Source organism: Sphingomonas flavida (genome assembly GCF_036663655.1).
In the GTDB taxonomy this organism is placed as follows: domain Bacteria; phylum Pseudomonadota; class Alphaproteobacteria; order Sphingomonadales; family Sphingomonadaceae; genus Sphingomonas.
The window spans coordinates 1-17748 of the sequence record NZ_JAXOJH010000025.1; the positions used below are offsets into that span (position 1 = coordinate 1).

At 62.6% G+C, this 17748-nt stretch carries 20 protein-coding genes; 14 read left to right on the top strand and 6 right to left on the bottom strand.

Annotated elements, in window-relative coordinates; genetic code table 11:
• From U1703_RS17610 to U1703_RS17630, 5 genes are all read left to right on the top strand, one after another.
• The coding region (locus U1703_RS17610) for an SLAC1 family transporter (protein ID WP_503676842.1) at positions 1–724 on the top strand (724 nt) is incomplete at its 5' end.
• Between the two features lie 89 nt (positions 725–813).
• Entirely contained in the window at positions 814–2049 is a 1236-nt protein-coding gene (locus tag U1703_RS17615) for a molybdopterin-dependent oxidoreductase (protein WP_332786771.1), read from the top strand.
• A 14-nt stretch (positions 2050–2063) separates the two neighbouring features.
• Positions 2064–2546, top strand: a complete 483-nt coding sequence (locus U1703_RS17620) for a c-type cytochrome (RefSeq protein WP_007406258.1) — start codon at positions 2064–2066, stop codon at positions 2544–2546.
• Between the two features lie 389 nt (positions 2547–2935).
• Complete coding sequence (locus U1703_RS17625; RefSeq protein ID WP_332786772.1) at positions 2936–3568, top strand: recombinase family protein; 633 nt, start codon at positions 2936–2938, stop codon at positions 3566–3568.
• Between the two features lie 178 nt (positions 3569–3746).
• Positions 3747–6230, top strand: a complete 2484-nt coding sequence (locus tag U1703_RS17630) for a helicase C-terminal domain-containing protein (protein WP_332786773.1) — start codon at positions 3747–3749, stop codon at positions 6228–6230.
• Between the two features lie 179 nt (positions 6231–6409).
• Here U1703_RS17630 and U1703_RS18995 read toward each other — a convergent pair whose 3' ends face one another.
• On the bottom strand, positions 6410–6547 hold the full coding sequence (locus U1703_RS18995) for a DUF6771 family protein (RefSeq protein WP_443025842.1): 138 nt from the start codon (positions 6545–6547) through the stop codon (positions 6410–6412).
• A gap of 186 nt (positions 6548–6733) precedes the next feature.
• Between U1703_RS18995 and dcm the strand changes: the two genes are divergently transcribed.
• From dcm to U1703_RS17650, 4 genes are read left to right on the top strand one after another with little or no spacing between them, the layout of a single operon-like run.
• On the top strand, positions 6734–7936 hold the full coding sequence (dcm, locus tag U1703_RS17635) for a DNA (cytosine-5-)-methyltransferase (protein ID WP_443025843.1): 1203 nt from the start codon (positions 6734–6736) through the stop codon (positions 7934–7936).
• Positions 7926–8396, top strand: coding sequence for a very short patch repair endonuclease (locus U1703_RS17640; RefSeq protein ID WP_269769703.1), 471 nt, complete (start codon positions 7926–7928; stop codon positions 8394–8396). Before dcm ends, U1703_RS17640 begins: the two co-directional genes overlap by 11 nt.
• Positions 8383–9627, top strand: coding sequence for a type II restriction endonuclease (locus U1703_RS17645; RefSeq protein WP_332786775.1), 1245 nt, complete (start codon positions 8383–8385; stop codon positions 9625–9627). Before U1703_RS17640 ends, U1703_RS17645 begins: the two co-directional genes overlap by 14 nt.
• Before the next feature lies 1 nt (position 9628).
• On the top strand, positions 9629–10033 hold the full coding sequence (locus tag U1703_RS17650) for a hypothetical protein (protein WP_332786776.1): 405 nt from the start codon (positions 9629–9631) through the stop codon (positions 10031–10033).
• A 4-nt stretch (positions 10034–10037) separates the two neighbouring features.
• On the opposite strand, the gene U1703_RS17655 is transcribed toward U1703_RS17650, so the two are convergent.
• Positions 10038–10541, bottom strand: a complete 504-nt coding sequence (locus U1703_RS17655; protein ID WP_332786777.1) for a hypothetical protein — start codon at positions 10539–10541, stop codon at positions 10038–10040.
• Between the two features lie 611 nt (positions 10542–11152).
• On the opposite strand from U1703_RS17655, the gene U1703_RS17660 reads away from it, so the two are divergent.
• The 5 genes from U1703_RS17660 (at position 11153) to U1703_RS17680 (ending at position 14775) form a co-directional block, all read left to right on the top strand.
• Positions 11153–11731, top strand: coding sequence for a hypothetical protein (locus U1703_RS17660; RefSeq protein WP_332786778.1), 579 nt, complete (start codon positions 11153–11155; stop codon positions 11729–11731).
• A 404-nt stretch (positions 11732–12135) separates the two neighbouring features.
• The gene (locus U1703_RS17665) at positions 12136–12774 is read left to right on the top strand and encodes a transcription elongation protein SprT (RefSeq protein WP_332786779.1); all 639 of its coding nucleotides are present in this window, start codon (positions 12136–12138) and stop codon (positions 12772–12774) included.
• A 65-nt stretch (positions 12775–12839) separates the two neighbouring features.
• Complete coding sequence (locus tag U1703_RS17670; RefSeq protein ID WP_332786780.1) at positions 12840–13493, top strand: nucleotide-binding protein; 654 nt, start codon at positions 12840–12842, stop codon at positions 13491–13493.
• A complete protein-coding gene (locus tag U1703_RS17675) occupies positions 13493–13825 on the top strand; it encodes a hypothetical protein (RefSeq protein ID WP_332786781.1) in 333 nt (110 codons plus the stop codon). Before U1703_RS17670 ends, U1703_RS17675 begins: the two co-directional genes overlap by 1 nt.
• Complete coding sequence (locus tag U1703_RS17680; protein WP_332786782.1) at positions 13822–14775, top strand: replication initiator protein A; 954 nt, start codon at positions 13822–13824, stop codon at positions 14773–14775. The genes U1703_RS17675 and U1703_RS17680 overlap by 4 nt, the downstream gene beginning before the upstream one ends.
• 560 nt (positions 14776–15335) lie before the next feature.
• On the opposite strand, the gene U1703_RS17685 is transcribed toward U1703_RS17680, so the two are convergent.
• Genes U1703_RS17685 through U1703_RS17700 form a run of 4 tightly spaced genes read right to left on the bottom strand, consistent with a single transcriptional unit; the run spans position 15336 to position 17725 of the window.
• Positions 15336–16877 (bottom strand): type IV secretory system conjugative DNA transfer family protein, encoded by a 1542-nt coding sequence (locus U1703_RS17685; RefSeq protein ID WP_332786783.1) that lies wholly within the window; start codon positions 16875–16877, stop codon positions 15336–15338.
• Positions 16877–17158, bottom strand: a complete 282-nt coding sequence (locus U1703_RS17690) for a hypothetical protein (protein ID WP_163960252.1) — start codon at positions 17156–17158, stop codon at positions 16877–16879. Before U1703_RS17690 ends, U1703_RS17685 begins: the two co-directional genes overlap by 1 nt.
• Positions 17155–17382, bottom strand: a complete 228-nt coding sequence (locus U1703_RS17695; protein ID WP_163960250.1) for a conjugal transfer protein TraD — start codon at positions 17380–17382, stop codon at positions 17155–17157. The genes U1703_RS17690 and U1703_RS17695 overlap by 4 nt, the downstream gene beginning before the upstream one ends.
• A gap of 13 nt (positions 17383–17395) precedes the next feature.
• Positions 17396–17725: a conjugal transfer protein TraD gene (locus U1703_RS17700; RefSeq protein WP_332786784.1), complete on the bottom strand. Its 330-nt coding sequence runs from the start codon at positions 17723–17725 to the stop codon at positions 17396–17398.
• Positions 17726–17748: the final 23 nt, after the last annotated feature.

Consider the following 17748-nt stretch of genomic DNA (forward strand, 5'->3'; position numbering starts at 1 on the left):
GCTCGCCTGCGGCGTGCTGATCCCCTACCTGATGTTTACCCGCCACGAGCACAGCCTGGACGGCATGACCGCCGTATGGCTGCTGCCGGTCGTCGCTGCCGAAGTGGCGGGCGCCAGCGGCGGGCTGCTCGCGCCGCATCTAACCGATCCCCACGCGCAGATAGTGACGCTCGCGACCTCCTATGTGCTGTGGGCCTATTCGGTGCCGGTCGCGTTTGGCATCCTCGCCATCCTCATCCTGCGCATGGCACTCCACAAGTTGCCGCATGAAAGCATGGCGGCATCTTCCTGGCTGGCGCTGGGGCCGATCGGCACGGGTGCTCTGGGCATGCTGGTGCTCGGCGCGGATGCGCCGGCGATCCTCACCGCGCACGGGCTAGCCGGCGTCGGCACCGTCGCGCAGGGGATCGGCGTTGTCGCCGGGCTCTGCCTTTGGGGTTTCGGCCTGTGGTGGCTGGCGCTCGCGACGCTTATCACCATCCGCTACTGGCGCGCGGGCGTGCCGTTCAACCTCGGCTGGTGGGGCTACACCTTCCCGCTCGGCGTCTACACCGTCGCCACCTTCCGCCTCGGCACGACGCTGAACCTTATGTTTTTCGGTATCGTCGGCACGGTGCTGACGGTTGCGCTCGCGGCGATGTGGCTGCTGGTCGGTGCCAAGACGCTAGCCGGTGCATGGCGGGGCAACCTGTTCGTCTCGCCCTGCATCGCCACCCCGAACTGATCCGCCATGATGATCGGATCAGTCGGTCCGATCACTTGCAGAATGCCCCTTCGATCCGCCAGCGTGACTGGCCACAGGAGAGCCTTGTCATGGACAATTTCGACGCCGGGCTGGCGAGTGAGACCAGCCGTCGCCGCTTCCTCAGCCATGCCGCGCTCGGCACCGCCGGCCTTGCCGCCGCGCCGGCACTGGCGCAGCAGCTCGTCGACCTGAAGCTGCCCGGCGGCAATGCCGAGCGGCCGATGACCAGCGCCTTTCCCGGCAAGGGCAGCATGATCCTCCAGCGCGTCCATCCACCCTTGCTGGAGACGCCGATGGAGGTCTTCGACAAGTCGGTGTTCACGCCCAACGACCAGTTCTTCGTCCGCTGGCACTGGGCCGACATACCGACCTCGATCGACGTCGAAAGTTTCCGCCTCAACGTCTTCGGCCACGTCAATCGGCCGCTGTCGATCAGCCTCGCTCAGCTGCTGCGCCTTCCACGGGTCGAGATGGCGGCGGTGAACCAGTGCTCGGGCAACAGCCGCGGGCTGTTCCAGCCGCGCGTCGCCGGCGCGCAATGGGGCAATGGCGCGATGGGCAACGCCAAGTGGCTCGGCGTTCGCCTGCGCGACGTGCTCGACCTCGCCGGGGTCAAGGCAGGCGCGGTGCAGGTGCGCTTCGGCGCTCTCGATCAGCCGGTCGTGGCGGGCGCTCCTGACTTCGAGAAGGCACTCGACATCGACCATGCCCGCGACGGCGAGGTCATGATCGCCTTCGGCATGAACGGCGAGCAACTGCCGCTCCTCAACGGCTTTCCCTGCCGGCTGATCGTGCCGGGCTGGTACTCGACCTATTGGGTCAAGATGCTGAACGCGATCGAGGTACTGCCCGGCCCTGACGACCAGTATTGGATGGCCAAGGCCTACAAGATCCCCGCGACACCCGGCGCGAATGTCGCGCCCGGTGCCAAGGACTTCCCGACCGTACCGATCAATCGCATGATCCCGCGTAGCTGGATGACCAGCCTGCCCGATGGTCAGGCGATCGCCTATGAAGCGTCGATCCCGGTCGGCGGCATCGCAATGGGCGGCGATTGCGGCGTCGCCAAGGTCGATGTGTCGTCGGACGGTGGCCGCACCTGGTACAGGATGACGCTCGGAGCGGACGAGGGCAGGTACAGCTTCCGGCGCTGGGACGGGCGGGTGCCGCTGAGACGCGGGCCTAACCCCATCATGGTGCGCTGCTGGAACACCAACGGTGTCGCTCAGCCGATGAAGCCGATCTGGAATCCCGGCGGGTTCATGCGCGGCAACATTGAAACCACCACCATCATCGCGGCCTGAGGAGCGAGCAAATCATGAAGACTCCGTCTCCCGGCATGATGGCTGCTGGCCTGATCGGCCTGACCGGCATCATCCTCGTCTCGATCGGCGCGCCGAGCAGCCGCAAGGCGCCCGTTCCGATCTCCGAGATGTCTGAGCCGGCACCGGCCGCCAGCGTGTCAGCGCGCGGCTTCTCGCTTGCCTCGACCAGCGTCGACCTGCCGGCCGACGACGCGACCTACCCCGACGGTCCGCACGCCGACGTCATCAATGCCAATTGCACCTCGTGCCACTCAGCCAGCATGGCGCTGACCCAGCCTGCGCTATCGGCGGATCAGTGGAAGGCGACCGTCACCAAGATGCGTGAGGTGTATAAGGCGCCAGTGGCCGAGAAGGACGTCGATGCGATCGTTGCTTATCTCACCGCTATGCCGAGCCAGAAGGTGGCACCCGCGACCGGCAAGGCGCAGGACCCGGACCCCAAAGTGGCTCCTGATGTCTCAGGTGGAACCGGCTAACCGATCTACTTCCATAATCCCGAAATACCATCCCAATCGGGACAGGCGGGCCAGAGAGCGTAGGTTTCTTAACAGCCCCCGTCGTTCTCCGCGGCTTGGGTGGTGTTAATCGGACCCCCCTCTGGGAGCCGCTGGGTGGTGTTAACCGGGCTCCCCTTACCTCCGAAGCTTCGGTGTTAATCGGACCCTTTTGCAGGGATAATTGGTCGCCGCCTTTTGGGGGGTATGCCCCCCGCCCGCTCCTCACTTCGCTCGCCCTTCATGCTGCGCGCGACTTCCCACCCAGCATCGTTCAGGACTGACCATTATCGTCCGGTTGTGACACCAAACCCCTCCCCTAGCTTTTCCGCGGGTTTGCAGGTGTCACAACCCCGTGTCAGAATACACGCATGGAAATCGGCTATGCGCGGGTGTCCCGCGGCGACACCCAGGACCTCGCTCCTCAGCTCCGCGCGCTGACAAACGCGGGGTGCGATCCGATCTATCAGGAGGAAGCATCGGGCGGCCAGACCGATCGCCGCGAGCTGGCACGCGCGATCGGAGCGCTGACACCCGGCGACGTGCTGGTGGTGTGGAAGCTCGATCGGCTGTCCCGATCCCTCCGCGACCTTCTGTTCACGCTGGAGGAAATTACCGCGGCCGGTGCCGGCTTCCGGTCGCTGACCGAGGCGATCGACACGACCACCGCGCCGGGCCGGCTGATGACGCAGATGCTGGGCGCATTCGCCGAGTTCGAGCGCGCCATGATCCGCGAGCGGACCATGAGCGGGCTGGCGCACGCCCGCAGCGCCGGCCGGCACCTTGGACGCCGGCCGAGCCTTACCGGCCAGCAGCGCGCCGAGATCATCGCCAAGGCGGAAGCCGGTCAAGGCTCCCCTGCCCAGCTCGCCAGCCTATTTCGCGTGTCGCGATCGACCGTGCAGCGCGTGCTGCGTGCGCATCGCGAGCGGACATCGGTTGCGAGCGGAGCAAAGGGGTCACGAGCTGGTCACTCGCCGGCGCGCAATCACTCGTCAGCATAATCGGGATCGTCACATAATAGGCACGGATATGGTGCGTCCGTGACGACAAACGGCTCATCGTAGTGGCGCCCTTCAAAGGAATTGCGAGCCTGATTGATTTCGCAGCAGTGTTCTTTTTGGGCGTACCCGATAGTCTGGTGTTCTCCGAAGGCGGTAGCAGACAGGTTGGGGATCACGAATGCTAGATTTCAACGCACTGAGCGGGGGTGGCGGCAACGGCAGTCCGGTTCTCGAACCTCGGAAAATCTTCACCACTCTCGTTCGACATCCACGCTTCCGATTTCCGTCTGCGAACCAAGGCGAGGTTTTGGATAAGTGGTTCGACCTTCGGGGGCGTCGAGATAACACCATCAAGATGAACACGGGTTCTGGTAAGATGCTTGTGGGTTTATTAGCCCTGCAAAGCTGTCTTAACGAGGGATTTGGGCCAGCTGTTTATGTGGTTCCTGACAACTACCTTCTCCATCAGGTTCTAACGGAAGCAAACGATTTGGGCATAGCCGCAACTGGCGACGCCGATGATCCAGCATTTGTGGCTGGTCGCACCATACTTGTCATCAACATACATAAGCTAGTAAACGGAAGGTCCGTATTCGGTGTTGGCGGTATAAGAAAGCAGATAGGATCTGTTGTTATAGATGATGCACATGCATGTCTATCGACCGTCGATGATCAGTTCTCGATATCACTGCCAGCCGCCCATCCGGTCTTTAACGAAATTATTAAGATTTTTGAAGAAGATCTGAGAGCTCAATCTGAGGTCGGCTTGATAGAATTGAAGAACGGCGATCCTCAAGCTTTGATGCTTATTCCATTCTGGGCTTGGTATCAAAAACGCGAGCAAGTTATTGCTGTTCTGCACTCTCATCGCGAAGATGACGGCCTGCTTTTCAAATGGCCGTTGCTGAAGGACGTAATTGCGATTTGCCAATGTGCGGTTGGCGGGGCCGGATTGGAAATAGCTCCGCGCTGTATACCGATTGAAAGGATAGCCGCGTTCCAACACGCGAAGCGACGGATTTATATGACCGCCACGCTCGCCGACGATGGCGTCCTTGTCACGAAACTGGATGCTGACCCGGCGATGGTCTCGTCGCCTATCAAGCCAAAGGGGGCTGGTGAGATAGGTGATCGCATGATCGTGATTCCGCAGGAAATAAATACTGACATCGTAGAGGGTGATATCAAGACTCTTGCAGTCGATATCGCTAGAACGAAAAACGTTGCCGTTATCGTGCCGTCCGATCGTAGAGCGGCATTTTGGTCAGATGTGGCGGGTCAAACGCTAAAGACAGATTCAATTGCGGCTGGCGTTGATCGTCTGAAAAGGGGTGAGCATGTAGGAATCACTGTTCTAGTCAACAGGTATGATGGGGTTGATCTACCTGACGATGCTTGCCGATTGCTGATAATCGATGGCTTGCCCGAGTTTTTAGGATTACTCGATAGAGTTGAATCCTCGGTCTTGGAGGGCACAGATTTAGAGTTGCTCCGTCAGGTTCAAAAGGTCGAACAAGGTATGGGGCGCGGTGTGCGGTCATCCGAGGACCGTTGCGCGGTCTTGCTCTTAGGAAATCGCTTAGCTCAGAGAATTAATCAACCTTCAGCAAGGTCTATGTTCACCCCTGCGACTCTTGCTCAGTTAGATTTAGGGCGAGAGGTTACACAGCAGGTCAAAGGCCAACCGGCAAGCGCACTTCGCCCGCTTTTGAACTACTGTATCGAGGGCGACATCCAGTGGTGGCAAGCTGGGCGGTCCCGCCTCGCGCACGCGCCCGAAGGGCAGGATAGCGGAGTAAATCCCTCTATTGTTTTGCAGAGGCAAGCGTTCGACCTCCTAGCAATGGCACAAAGCAAGCAGGCGGAATCGAAGCTGCAACAGGCAGTAAATACTGAAAGTGATCGATCCGTGAGGGGTTATCTAAAGCAGCAGCTGGCAGAGGCCACGACGATAACCGATCCTGCTAGTGCCCAAGCCGTTCTGTTATCCGCGGTTTCTGACAATCGGCGTGTGATAAAGCCGATTGCAGGTATTACCCATACCCGCATTACCGCACCCGCAGGCCAAGCCGAAGCGAGCCTTTCCTTCATTTCCTCGCGCTTTATCAATCCCAACCAGTTAGTCCTTCACGCAAACGCGCTTGCGGACGACTTGGTATGGGACGAGCACCGTACCGAGCGCTTCGAAGCCTCTATACGTGACCTAGGCAAGTTGATTGGGTTTGGCTCGCAGCGACCCGACAACGAGTATCGAGATGGTGGGCCGGACAACCTGTGGGCCGTAGGTGGTTTGCACTTCCTCGTCATCGAGTGCAAATCGGGGGTGAAGAACGATGGGCGTTTGATCTCTAAAGACCACTGCAATCAGCTGCTTGGGTCTGTTTCGTGGTTTCTTCGAAACTATGATGCCAGTTGCACGTATACACCCATCCTTATCGAACCAGTGAGTAGGTTTCAGCAGGAGGCGTCTCCATCTGCGGATATGCGGATAGTCGATGATGAAAAGCTGAGAACATTAAGAGAGTCTATTCGATCGTTTGGTAGTTCGGTTGCAGCGCTTGGGACCTTCAATGATGTGACGGGGGTAGCGGCCATACTCGACAGCCACAGATTCACTGCCGCAAAATTCACGAATTACTATACAAAGGCGTTCTCTAAATAGCCGCTGCACGGGTGTCGGTTTATCGTTTCGGTTACGACTGGCCGGCACCCCGTGAAGCTGTCACTCCTTGCCTAGGCATGACTAGGAAACGCATCGGATCAGAACGGCAGCGGTATCTGGTTGATGTCGTGCACGGGCGTCGGCGCCTCCAGCTTTTCAACGATCGCCAGCGATAGCGCCTAAATTGCGCGCTCACGATAGTGTGGATCACGCATCGACAGCCCAAGCCGTGCAAAGGCGGGAGCCGAACGGATGGCGGCAGAGACAGACTCGGGGCTGACGCTTGGCATAGCCGCAGGAGAACATATAAGGAACATATGAAGCAAGCAGCTTTGCGATGAACGGCGGGCAGGGAATGCCGAGTGGTTCCTTTTTGTTCTTGCTTGTAGGGAATCATAGCGTCATTGTGGCACAAATCTTCCCAGAGGTGCTGCTTGCCGTCCGTATCCGAGTTTTCCCGTCTTCGTACCAGCGCCGGCATCAGCGTAGATGCCCTTGCCGACTTGGCGGGTTTTTCCCGCAGTACGGTTTATCGTTGGGAGCGCGGGCTGACGCGGCCACGCCGGGCGGCCGTGAAGCTGCTCGACACGATGATCCGCGACAGTCGAGCGGCGAAGCCGCAGACGAAATCGCCGGGCAAAACCTTCCGTTTCATCGACCTGTTCGCCGGTATCGGCGGCCTGCGCCGCGGTTTCGATGAGGATGGCGAATGCGTCTTTACCAGTGAGTGGGACAAATATTCGCAGGCCACCTACCTCGCCAACTACGAGTGCGAGCATGAGGTTGCCGGCGACATAACCAAGGTGCCGGTGGAGAGCATCCCGGCACACGACCTGCTGCTGGCTGGCTTCCCGTGCCAGCCCTTCTCAATCGCCGGGGTGTCAAAGAAGAACGCGCTCAACCGGCCGCACGGCTTCGCCGACGAGACGCAGGGCACGCTGTTTTTCAACGTGGCGAAAATCATCCAGCACCACCGCCCGCGGGCGTTCCTGCTGGAGAACGTCAAGAATCTGGTCAACCACGACAAGGGCCGGACGTTCGAGGTCATCCACCGCACGCTGACGGCCGAGCTGGGCTATCAGGTCCATTGGAAGGTCATCAACTCCAAGGCGTTCGTGCCCCAACAACGCGAGCGCATCTTCATAGTCGGCTTCCGTGATCCGAACGATTTCACCTTCGCGGACCTCGTGCTGCCCGACATGCTCAACGGGCCAAAACTCGGCACCATCCTGCATCCAGAGGACGGCACCGAGGAGCTGGACTCCCCTTACACCCGGGGCAACATCGCTTCGGTGTCGGAAAAGTACACGTTGACCGATCACCTGTGGCGATACCTCCAGGGGTATGCCGACAAGCACAAGGCAGCGGGCAACGGCTTTGGGTTCGGACTGGTCGGACCGAACGACGTCGCCCGCACCCTGTCGGCACGGTATTACAAGGATGGATCGGAAATCCTTGTCGAGCAAAAGGGAAAGAACCCCCGCCGGCTGACGCCGCGCGAGTGTGCCCGGCTGATGGGGTTCGATGAACCCGATGGCCGCGACTTCATCATTCCCGTGTCCGACACGCAGGCCTATCGCCAGTTCGGCAACGCCGTCGTGGTGCCGGTAGTGAAGGCGGTCGCCGAGCATATGCTGCCGTGGCTTGTCGATCGCGCCGAGATCGCGCCGGAACGGCTTCAGCGGAAGCTGGCGCTTGCCGGGTGATATAGTCGATGCGGCGACGCGCAGCCGCATGATGGCCGGGATCAGGGGGAAGGACACCAAACCCGAGCTGGTGGTGCGGCGCGGCCTTCATGCCCTTGGTTTCCGGTTCCGGCTCCACGATCGCGCCCTGCCCGGCAAGCCCGACATGGTATTGTCACGGTGGCGCGCGGTCATCTTCATTCATGGCTGTTTCTGGCATGCGCATGACTGCCCGCTGTTCCGCTGGCCGGGCACCCGGCAGGATTTCTGGCGGCAGAAGATCGGGCGCAATCAGGAGCGCGACGCCGAAGTGGAGGCTGCGCTTGACCATGCCGGATGGCGCGTGCTGAAAATCTGGGAATGCTCGATGAAAGGCCCCGGCCGGATCGGGGCGGACGCCGTCATGCCACTCGCGGCCGACTGGCTCCGCTCCGATCGGAAACAGGGGGAGATCAGGGGGACGCTGCGTGCCGGTGGGTGATCTTGTCGAGTGGCTGGACGAATATGGCGGCCCGGGCTTCGTCTGGTACGTGAAACGCCTGTCGGGCAACGACACACTGGCGAACGAGAGCCATCAGGCCGGCCCCTACATCCCGCGCGAGGTGCTGTTCCCGATCTTTCCTGCACTCAACCGCAAGGACGTGAAGAACCCTGACGTATGGTTCAGCCTGTACGTCGATTCCCATGCCGACCACCGGGAGGTGAGAGCGGTCTGGTATAACAACCACTATCACGACACGACCGCCAAGCGCGGCCGTGATGAAACGAGGGTCACGAACTTCGGGGGTGGGGCGTCTGCGCTGCTCGATCCGGAAAGCACCGGTGCGCTGACCATCTTCGCGTTCCGCAAGGTCGCGCCGCCCGAGGTGGCCGACTGCCATGTCTGGGTTTGCCGGCACGAAACGGAAGAGGATCTGGTTGAGGATCGCATTGGTCCGGTTGAACCAGGCAAATGGCTGCTGTGGCCGCCGGCGCAGGGCGGATTGCTCGGCCTGTTGCAGGGGCCGCCCGTGCGGGCGAACTGCTGGCTCGCCGACGACGAAATCCCGGCGGCATGGCGGACGAAGTTTCCGTCCGGTGTCGATATCATCCGCAAGGCCGTCGAGCTGCGCGCTGACGCCGGCCTCGATCCCGACAAGCGGCTGATGCGTCGCCGTGATTGCGAGTTCGAGATTTTCCGCAGCGTCGAACAGGCTATCGAGCTGCCGCACATACAGGCCGGGTTCGCGTCGGTGGACGACTTCATCGCCCGTGCTCAGACCGTTCTCCAGCGCCGTAAGGCGAGGTCCGGCCGATCGCTGGAATTGCATACCCGCGCGATCTTCATGGAGGAGCGGCTGATCGAAGGAACACACTTCGCCCATCAGCCGGAATCCGAACCTGGCAAGCGACCCGACTTCCTGTTCCCCTCCGTTGCCGCCTATCGCGACGCAGATTTCCCTGCCGACCGGCTACGGATGCTGGCGGTGAAGACGACGTGCAAGGACCGCTGGCGGCAAATCCTCAACGAGGCCGATCGCATTCCTGCCAAGCACCTGCTGACCTTGCAGGAAGGCGTATCCGAGCCGCAGTTCCGCGAGATGACCAATGCGGGCGTGCAGCTCGTGGTGCCTGCCGGCATTACCGATACATTTCCCAGGGACGTTCGCCCACACCTTCAGACGCTGGAGAGCTTCATCGGCGATGTACGGTTGCTGCCGATCGGGGGCTGACATGGCACGCCTCAATCATGATCGTCCGCAGCTCCGCTGGATCGACAATCTCCGGCGGGAGCTGGGCCACTTGCCGGCCGATGTGCCCGAACGCGCCATCGCCCACGATTGGCCCCCGTTCCTTCGTCCGGTTGCAGCAAGTCCATCGGCCTTGCGGGCGCTGTTTGGCCTCATTGAAGCTATGGACGAGTGGTTTGCGGGTACGGGGCAGATTTCCCTTACCGAGCCGCCGCCGCATGTCTCGACAGCTTTCGACCTATTTGCCCGTAGCAGGGTCCACCACCCCTATGACCCGCGTTTTTCCGGGCTGGACTGGCTCGAAGCGGGCGATGGCGAGCCCCCCGCGCGGGGGGACTTTCGCCATGCCTTGGTGACTTTGCTGAATGTATCGGCCCGCCGCGCCTGACGGCTCAGGCGCGGATCGTAATTTCGATAGCGGTTTCGGGCACATTGAACGTTGCTGCCAGGCCCGCCTTCGCCGCGGCGATCGTCAGGCTGGCGGGGGCATCGTCCCCGGCCCGATCCACCGCAAAATCCTCAACCTTCTTGAAGTCGAGCGCCTTGAAGTCACGCACCTTGCCCTCATCGTCCGTGTAGTCGCTGTCCTTCCAATAGGCGACCGGGTTGCGCGCCCCTCCCCACTCCTCCTCCCAGGTCACAAGTGCGTAGTGGCTAATGAGTATCTTGTAGCGGCCCGCCGTCTCGGTGGAGGCCACCACGTCGGACACCTTGCCGACGAGAAATGCGGACCCGTGCGGTTCCGGGCCTTCAGGCTGATCGTTGGCATTGCGGCATACCACCAGATAATCGCACCTTGAGGCGCGTACCCGATCCAAGGCCCAAGATTGCGACCCCCCGTCCGCCAAAATTGTCTCAACCGACTTCGACGTGAATACCGCTACAATGTCGCTCATGGATACCTCCCTGTTAGTATCACCATATATGCGATAAAAACGGCAAGGTATCAAGATAGTTTCGATAATGTATGGGTGGGAGCCGGCGTGGCAGTTTCGGCTGGCTGCGGCCCCTCGCCCTGCGGGTGACGACCGCTCACGGAATTGGGCCAGGTTCACCCTAAAAGTCCCCGGCGTGGCCGTGATGCGACGCCGATAGAGGCAGGAGAGCGCCGTTGTCGTCCTGCCGGGCAAAGCCTTAACGCCGTTGGTGCGGCTCGCTATCGTGCGATGTGCTTTGTCTTCATCCTCATTGCCCGGCGGCCCCAAACCCGCTGAGCTGGCAGCAAATAGTCGATCATCCTGCCCTTGGCTTGCAGGCGGGGACCAAGGCCGCGGCAGCGGCGTGGCTGAATGCGAACTTCTCCAATGGCCCCACAGTGCCGCCAAGTCCGGTGCCGAACCTGCTATTCCCGTGGCAGACGCAGCAGATACCTATGCCCAAGGCAGCGTTTGACCGACTCCTCAGGGCGTGCCCCTGCCTCTACAACCAGATCAAGATACCCTCGTCCGCAAGGGCCATTGTTCACTTCTGCGAGCTTACCCTTGGCACGCCTATTACGTCAGCAAATGTGCATGACGCCTTCCTCATACAGCATCCGCATAAGGGGCCAGGCTTCAATCCGGGTCCGGCCATGCCGTGTGGAGCTGGCGGGGCGATCATGGAATCGCTTTGCAGCGAAGTTCTGACCAGCGCCGGCATTCCTGCCATGTTCACCGACGCTACGGGATGGCCGGTATGGAAAATGCCGGGCCATGTTCTCATGAACAGCGGCAAGATGGCATCCTTGCAGGCGCTGGGCGATATTCTGATACCCTGTGCCCCGACCAACCTGGTGATATCGATCAAGAGCGAGGTCGCGCGCGAGCGGCTGTTGTATTCCGCCAATTCGATCGAAGGGGTCGGTTTCGGCTTCTTCAAGGAGCCGGAGGAGTTCTGGACCAGCTCCAGAATGAGCCTCTACAAGCGTATGGGCTTTTCGGCGATCTATATGCCCGACGCGACCCACGCGGCAGTAATGAACCGCGTATTGGCGACGGGCGATGAGCGGCACGCCGTCAACATCAACGGAACGGACCTGTACCGGCCACTTTCGGTCTTTGGCGACGACATGAACCGGGTCGTTGGACGATCCAGTGCCCTGCTCTGACGCGAGTAGGCTAAGCGACTAAGCCAATAAGCGACTAAGCTAATAAGCAGGAACTGCGCGTCCGTTCCGGATCGCGCTCTATCTCCGCTTCGCTCCGATCGAGCCGCTTGCAGCGTCTCGCCCCGTGCGGGTGACGATCGCTCGCGCGAGCGGGCGCGGACACGCCCGCCGAGCGACGCCGGCAACGCCGGCGACGTAGGCTTGTCGGGGAGGGGAGAGGGGAGCGCCGCCCCCCTCTCCCAGCAACGGCAATCAGCCGGGCCGTGGCTCCTCCGCTTTGCTCCGTGCGCCCGCACCACCCCGGCAGACTCCCGCTGCCCCCTCACCCCCCGCTGTTCGCCACGAGGCAGGGCCGATGGCCGAGGGCCATCGCCCGATAGCGATGCAAGGAAGGAAGACGGGACATGGATCACGACAATCGCGAGAGCTGGCTGAACCGCGTGGCGATCGGCATGGCACCGTTGTTCGAGGTGCTGGACGCCCCCCTGCCCTCCCGCGTTCGCGTCGCAATCGGCTTTACCAGCCGCGGCGCGCGGGGCCGCGCAATCGGCGAGTGCTGGGACAACCGTTGCAGCGGTGACGGCCATTTTGAAATCTTTATCCGGCCGGACTTGGCGCATGCCCCCGACGCCATGCCGGCGCAGATCGCGGCGATCCTCGCGCACGAACTGGTCCACGCCGCAGTCGGCATCCCAGCCGGGCACGGGAAGGCGTTTAAACGGATTGCGGTAGGGCTGGGTCTGGCTGGGAAGATGACCGCCACCACGCCGGGCGACGCCTTCCTTGCGGCGGTTGCGCCTATCCTCGCGGTTGCAGGCCCCCTTCCCCATGCCCGGCTCGATACCGGCGGCGAGACGACGCGGCCGAAAAAGCAGGCGACGCGGTTGCTCAAATGCGAGTGCAAGACGTGCGGCTACACGGTGAGGACCGCGCGCAAATGGCTGGAGGAAGTGGGCGCGCCGGTGTGTCCGGTCGAAGGGCACGGTGCGATGCGTCATGATCCGCTAGACGCCGACGAAGGTGCCGGTGAAGATAAGGACTAAGAGACTTTACGACTAAGCGGCTAAGCGGCATAAGTCGCTTAGCCGCTTAGTGAGGAGCAGTAGCTATGCAGGTATGGGCTATCATCGCGCAGAAGGGCGGGCAGTCAAAAACCACGCTATCGACCGGCTTCGCCGTCGAGGCGGCGAGGGAGGGGGCAGCCGTCGTAATCCTCGATGCCGACGATCGGCAGGGATCGGCGCTCTACTGGTCGGAGCGCCGCGACGATGACGACGTGATGGTGAAGGACAGCAGCGTCGCGGGCCTGCCGCTCCACGTCTCGCGTGGGCGCAGCAGCGGCAAGATCGACCTTATTATCATCGACACGCCGGCGAACTCGAAGGACATTGCCATGCTCGCGGCCGAGCAGGCGGATTTCGTTATCATCCCCGTCGCGCCGCGCGGGCTCGACGTTCATTCGGTGTTGCAGACGGTCAAGCAGGTGCAGCAGGCGGGCACGCCGTTCGCAGTCATTCTCACCCAGGTGCCTCACCAGGGTGGGGAAGGGCATGAGGCGAGCGCCGGCTTTGCGGCCAAGGGCGTGACGCTGTTCGACAGCCGGCTCCACTATCGCAAGGACTTCTACAAGGCGACGCCGCTGGGACGCACCGCGAGCGAAACCGAGCCCGACAGCAAGGCGGCGGCCGAGCTGCGCGCCAGCTACGCCGAGGCTAAGCGACTAAGCGGCTTTACGACTAAGCCAGTAAGCGAGGCAGCATAATGGCGCGCAAGCCTTCTGCGCTCGCTGGCATCTTCGATGACGAAGCCGTGGAGCCGGCACCGGTCCCCGTTGCCGATACCGCGCCCGAGCCGCGCCCGGTTGTGTCCTCGCGCCGATCGCAGCGGCCCGCCGACGCGCCGGCGCCGGCCACACCCGCGCGCCGCAGCAGCCATCCGGGCAAGAAGCCGGTGCTGATCCACATTCCCGAGGACATGCACCGTGCGTTGCGTCAGCTCAGCGTCGAGGAGGGCGGTGAGCCGCTGACCGTCATCACCGAACGCTTGCTCCGCCAGTATCTGGTCAAGCGAGGCCATACCAGGTTTGCGCCGTGACCAAGCGACGCGATCCCAACCCCGAGTTCGACCTCTTCATCCCGGCGCTGGGCGACCTTCCGCTTCGCGACCAACGGGAGGTCATGGAGCGGCCGTTCTTCTCGCTCCAGAAGCGCAAGCGCCTGAAGCCGATCGAGTACAAGAGCCCGGACGGCGAGGCGTGGGTGCGCGTGCAGGCGATCCCCGACTACGGCATGGCCACGATATGGGATGCCGATATTCTGATATGGGCGGCATCCACGCTCAACCGCATGAAGCAGCAGGGCCTGAACGACCTGCCTCGCACGCTGACGACGACGCCCTACGACCTGTTACGCGCGATCAAGCGCAGCACCGGCGGCCGGGATTATCAGGAGCTACAGGCGGCGCTTCTCCGGCTTCAGACCACCAGCATCACGACCTCTATTCGCGCCACCAAACGGCGGCAGAAGGCTGGCTTCAACTGGCTGGATAGCTGGACGTTCGACACCGACGCCGATACCGAACAGCCCCGCGGCATGACGCTGACCCTGTCCGATTGGGTTTACGAAGGGATCGTCAACGAGAAGTCGTTGCTGACCATGCACCCCGATTATTTCCTCCTGTCGGGCGGGCTGGAGCGTGCGCTGTATCGCATCGGACGCAAGCACGTCGGATCGCAGCAGGGTGGGTGGGTGTGTCGCGTCGAGCTGCTCCGCGACAAGACCGGCAGTGATGCGCAGCCCAAGGAGTTCAACCGGATGCTTCGTCGCGTAATCGAGGCCGACCAGCTCCCCGATTACACGATGGAACTGACGGAGACGGCAGACAAGAGTCCCGCGGTGCGGTTCAAGCGTCGCGGCGAAGCGGAAGCGTTGGCGCTTGCCGAGAAAGCGCGGGCCGAGGAAGAGCGACGCGCGCGCTTTGACGCCGATCGCCAGCGAACCGAGGAGGTAGATGCCCGTATGGATCAGCTCGCCGGGCGGCGCTGACTATCGGGGTTTCACCCACCGCAAGGCCAAGTATCGGGGTTTCACCCACCGGCGTGAGTCGACTAATCTGCGTCGAGGCAATCCGCCTGACGCTCCCCCGGCCGCCTGTCTGTGGATAACCGATCCGGAAAGCTCCATTTCGGGGTCGGTTGGCTCGGGGTTTCACCCACCATCGCTTCGGGGGATCACCCACCGCACTATCGGGGGATCACCCACCGAATCACGGGGTTTCACCCACCGGGCCTGTCTGGAAAGCCGCAGAAGTCCTCACTTTTTTGGCTCATTTTTGAGCCTTAACCTTCTTAACGATTCCTATTTAACAGAATCCTTTAACCTCGCGCGCGCTCAACCAGCAAAAAAGGGGAATGCGGAATTGGCCAAGGGCCAATGCTCCTTTGCTGCGTGCCGGCTAACGCCGTCACAGAAGCGGCCTGACGGCCGCAGGCTTCCGGGAGAAGCCAAGCCGATCCGGCGGTGTGTGACTGTCAGCGCCGGGCAGGTTGAGGGGCAGGAAAAGGCGCTATCCCGATACCTATCCTCCGGTGTTCCGGTGTGTGGAATCAGGCCGGATCGTAGAGCCCGGCGAACTCGCGTTCCGCATAGTAGCGGATTTTGCCGACGACGAGCGGGTGCTGACCCTGCCGCAGCAGCAGCAGATCGTCGGGGTTCATCCGCATGATTTCATCCGGCGTCGCCAGCCGGCGTGCGGCGACGTGGCCGCTGGCGCTTTCCGAGCGAGTGCCGTCGCTGAAGATGCTCGCCGGGTTGGACGTGCCGAAGGTCTGATATTCGATGGTGGTGTCGCCGATCGTACGCGAGAGCATGTCGGCGGTGGCAAGATCGTTCACCCCGAACGTCTGGATCACGCCGGCGTTGGACATGAACGTGCCGGCGCGCTCGCCATAGGTGGCCTTGAGCTGGTGCATGTCCTGGAGGATCGGCCAAAGCTGCATCCCGTAACCTGCCATCAGCCCCATCGCGCGTTCCACCGGATCGAGGCGGCCGAGCGCGGCGAACTCGTCGAGCAGGAACAGCACCGGCTTGTCCGGTCGGGCAGGGGAGCGGGCCATGTCGGTGACCGCTTGGCTCACCAGCAGTCGCAGCCAGCGAGCATAGGTGTCGAGCCGGTCAGGCGGCAGGCACAGGAACACGGTGCCCGGCCGCTCCTTCAGGTCCGCGAACCGGAAGTCGGATGCCGACGTGCTGTCCACGATGCGCGGGCTGTCGAGAAAGTGGGTGTGCCGCTGGGTGGACGACAGCACGCCGGCCGCCTCGCGATCAGACTTGCCGAGCTGGCGGTTGGCGGCGCGCGCAATCAGGCCATGTGCGCCGGCGCTGGCCTGCATGTCTGTGAGCAGTGCGGCGAAACCGGCGGGATCGCGGGTGAGCTTGTCGCGCACCGTCGCCAGCGTGGCGAGGGCAGGGGGCTCGTGGATGACGGTGTGTAGGATGATGCCGGCGATCAGCGCCTTGGCTTCCTCGTTCCAGTGCGCCTCACCCGATTGTCCCGGCGCATCATGGACCAGCGCGTCGGCAACCGTCTGTGCGTCTTCCGCGAGGTCCGGGCTGGCGGCGTCAAGCCATGCCAGGGGGTTATAGCGGGCCGCAGGACGCCCGGAGACGCCGAAGGGGTCCAGACACCACACATCGCCCTTCCTGGCCCGCGTGCGGGCCGTGATGCGGGCATTTTCGCCCTTGGGGTCGATGCAGATCACCGAACGGTCGAGCAGCAGCAGGTTGGGGATGATCGTGCCGACACCCTTGCCCGAGCGGGTGGGTGCCATCGTCAGCAGATGCGCCGGGCCGTCATAGCGCAGCAGCTTGTTGTTACGGCCCGATCGGCCGATGACGAGATCGCCCGAGCCTTCCAGCTTCGCCAGATCGCGCCCGTCGCCGAAGCGAGCCGATCCCATCAGCGTGTTGCGGGCGCGCCCGCGGCGATTGAACTTCCAGATGCCGAACAGGACCAGGCCGGTGAGCAGGAACGGCACGTCGGTCGCGATTTCGCCGACGCCGAAAATGCCCTTGAGCCAGCTATTACTCGCCATCAGGACGACGAAGCCGATCAGCAGCGCCCATAGCGGCCCGATCCGCGCCGGCATCAGCTCGCGCCCGCCGGCGTGATCGCCAGCGCGGGATCGGCATCGGGATGGCCGAGCAGCCTGAGAAGGATTTGCGTGGCGAGGGTAGGGGGCACCCGTTCGTCGCGCATCATGTCGAACAGGGCATCATCCTCAGGCGTCAGCGCCATGCCTTCGATCGCGAGGTTGGCGCGGGCGTCCTCGTCGTCCTCGCGCCACATCGTGTCCTCGGCCGGGCTGCCGCGCACATAGTCGAGCGCGCGGACTTCGCTCCGCAGCGTGTCGAGGTCGATCGTCGTCATTCGCCCGTCTCCCGTTCCGCTTCTTCCGCGTCAAACGCCCGCCGGCCGCGGCGCTTCCACAATGCCAGCGTGTCGTCGCCAGCCTCGCTCCTTGCCTTGCCGACTAGTTCCAGCAGCGCGCCGTAGATGGTCGCGCGATCATCTACGGCGAGATCGACCAGCCCGGCCTTTTGGACGAGGCCGCCCAGTTCGATCAGGTGACGGGTGCGCTCGCGGCGTTGCACGACCCAGCCCCTGCTATCCGTTCGCCGTTGCCCCGCTTCCGTCCGCAGCGTCGCCGCCCGGTTCAGTCGCAGCGCCCGATCCGTCGATTGCAGCAGCGCCGCCACCCTTGCGCCCGCGCCGTTGAAAGAAGGCCGCGCCCTTCGCGCGCCATGCCTCCTTTGCACCCGCATCCTTCGATCCGATCGCGTCGAGCAGCACGCCTGCGAGGGTTTCAGCATCGAGCGCGTCGGCTCCGGTTGCGGTGACGAGCTGGCCGAGCTGTTCGACCCGTTTTGCCTTCAGCGCCCGAGCCTTGTCACCCAGCGCCTTCAGTTCGGCGTCGTAGTCGCGAACTTTCCGCATCGCCTTTACCCTTCTGCGTGTCG

Bases quoted from the DNA above. Each gene is read 5' to 3' on its own strand.
- U1703_RS17700 (WP_332786784.1), bottom strand. From the start codon at position 17,725: ATGCGGAAAGTTCGCGACTACGACGCCGAACTGAAGGCGCTGGGTGAC.
- U1703_RS17630 (WP_332786773.1), top strand. From the start codon at position 3,747: ATGCTAGATTTCAACGCACTGAGCGGGGGTGGCGGCAACGGCAGTCCG.
- U1703_RS17670 (WP_332786780.1), top strand. From the start codon at position 12,840: ATGCAGGTATGGGCTATCATCGCGCAGAAGGGCGGGCAGTCAAAAACC.
- U1703_RS17685 (WP_332786783.1), bottom strand. From the start codon at position 16,877: ATGCCGGCGCGGATCGGGCCGCTATGGGCGCTGCTGATCGGCTTCGTC.
- U1703_RS17655 (WP_332786777.1), bottom strand. From the start codon at position 10,541: ATGAGCGACATTGTAGCGGTATTCACGTCGAAGTCGGTTGAGACAATT.
- U1703_RS17650 (WP_332786776.1), top strand. From the start codon at position 9,629: ATGGCACGCCTCAATCATGATCGTCCGCAGCTCCGCTGGATCGACAAT.
- U1703_RS17665 (WP_332786779.1), top strand. From the start codon at position 12,136: ATGGATCACGACAATCGCGAGAGCTGGCTGAACCGCGTGGCGATCGGC.
- U1703_RS17625 (WP_332786772.1), top strand. From the start codon at position 2,936: ATGGAAATCGGCTATGCGCGGGTGTCCCGCGGCGACACCCAGGACCTC.
- U1703_RS18995 (WP_443025842.1), bottom strand. From the start codon at position 6,547: ATGTTCCTTATATGTTCTCCTGCGGCTATGCCAAGCGTCAGCCCCGAG.
- U1703_RS17615 (WP_332786771.1), top strand. From the start codon at position 814: ATGGACAATTTCGACGCCGGGCTGGCGAGTGAGACCAGCCGTCGCCGC.
- U1703_RS17620 (WP_007406258.1), top strand. From the start codon at position 2,064: ATGAAGACTCCGTCTCCCGGCATGATGGCTGCTGGCCTGATCGGCCTG.
- U1703_RS17690 (WP_163960252.1), bottom strand. From the start codon at position 17,158: ATGACGACGATCGACCTCGACACGCTGCGGAGCGAAGTCCGCGCGCTC.
- U1703_RS17675 (WP_332786781.1), top strand. From the start codon at position 13,493: ATGGCGCGCAAGCCTTCTGCGCTCGCTGGCATCTTCGATGACGAAGCC.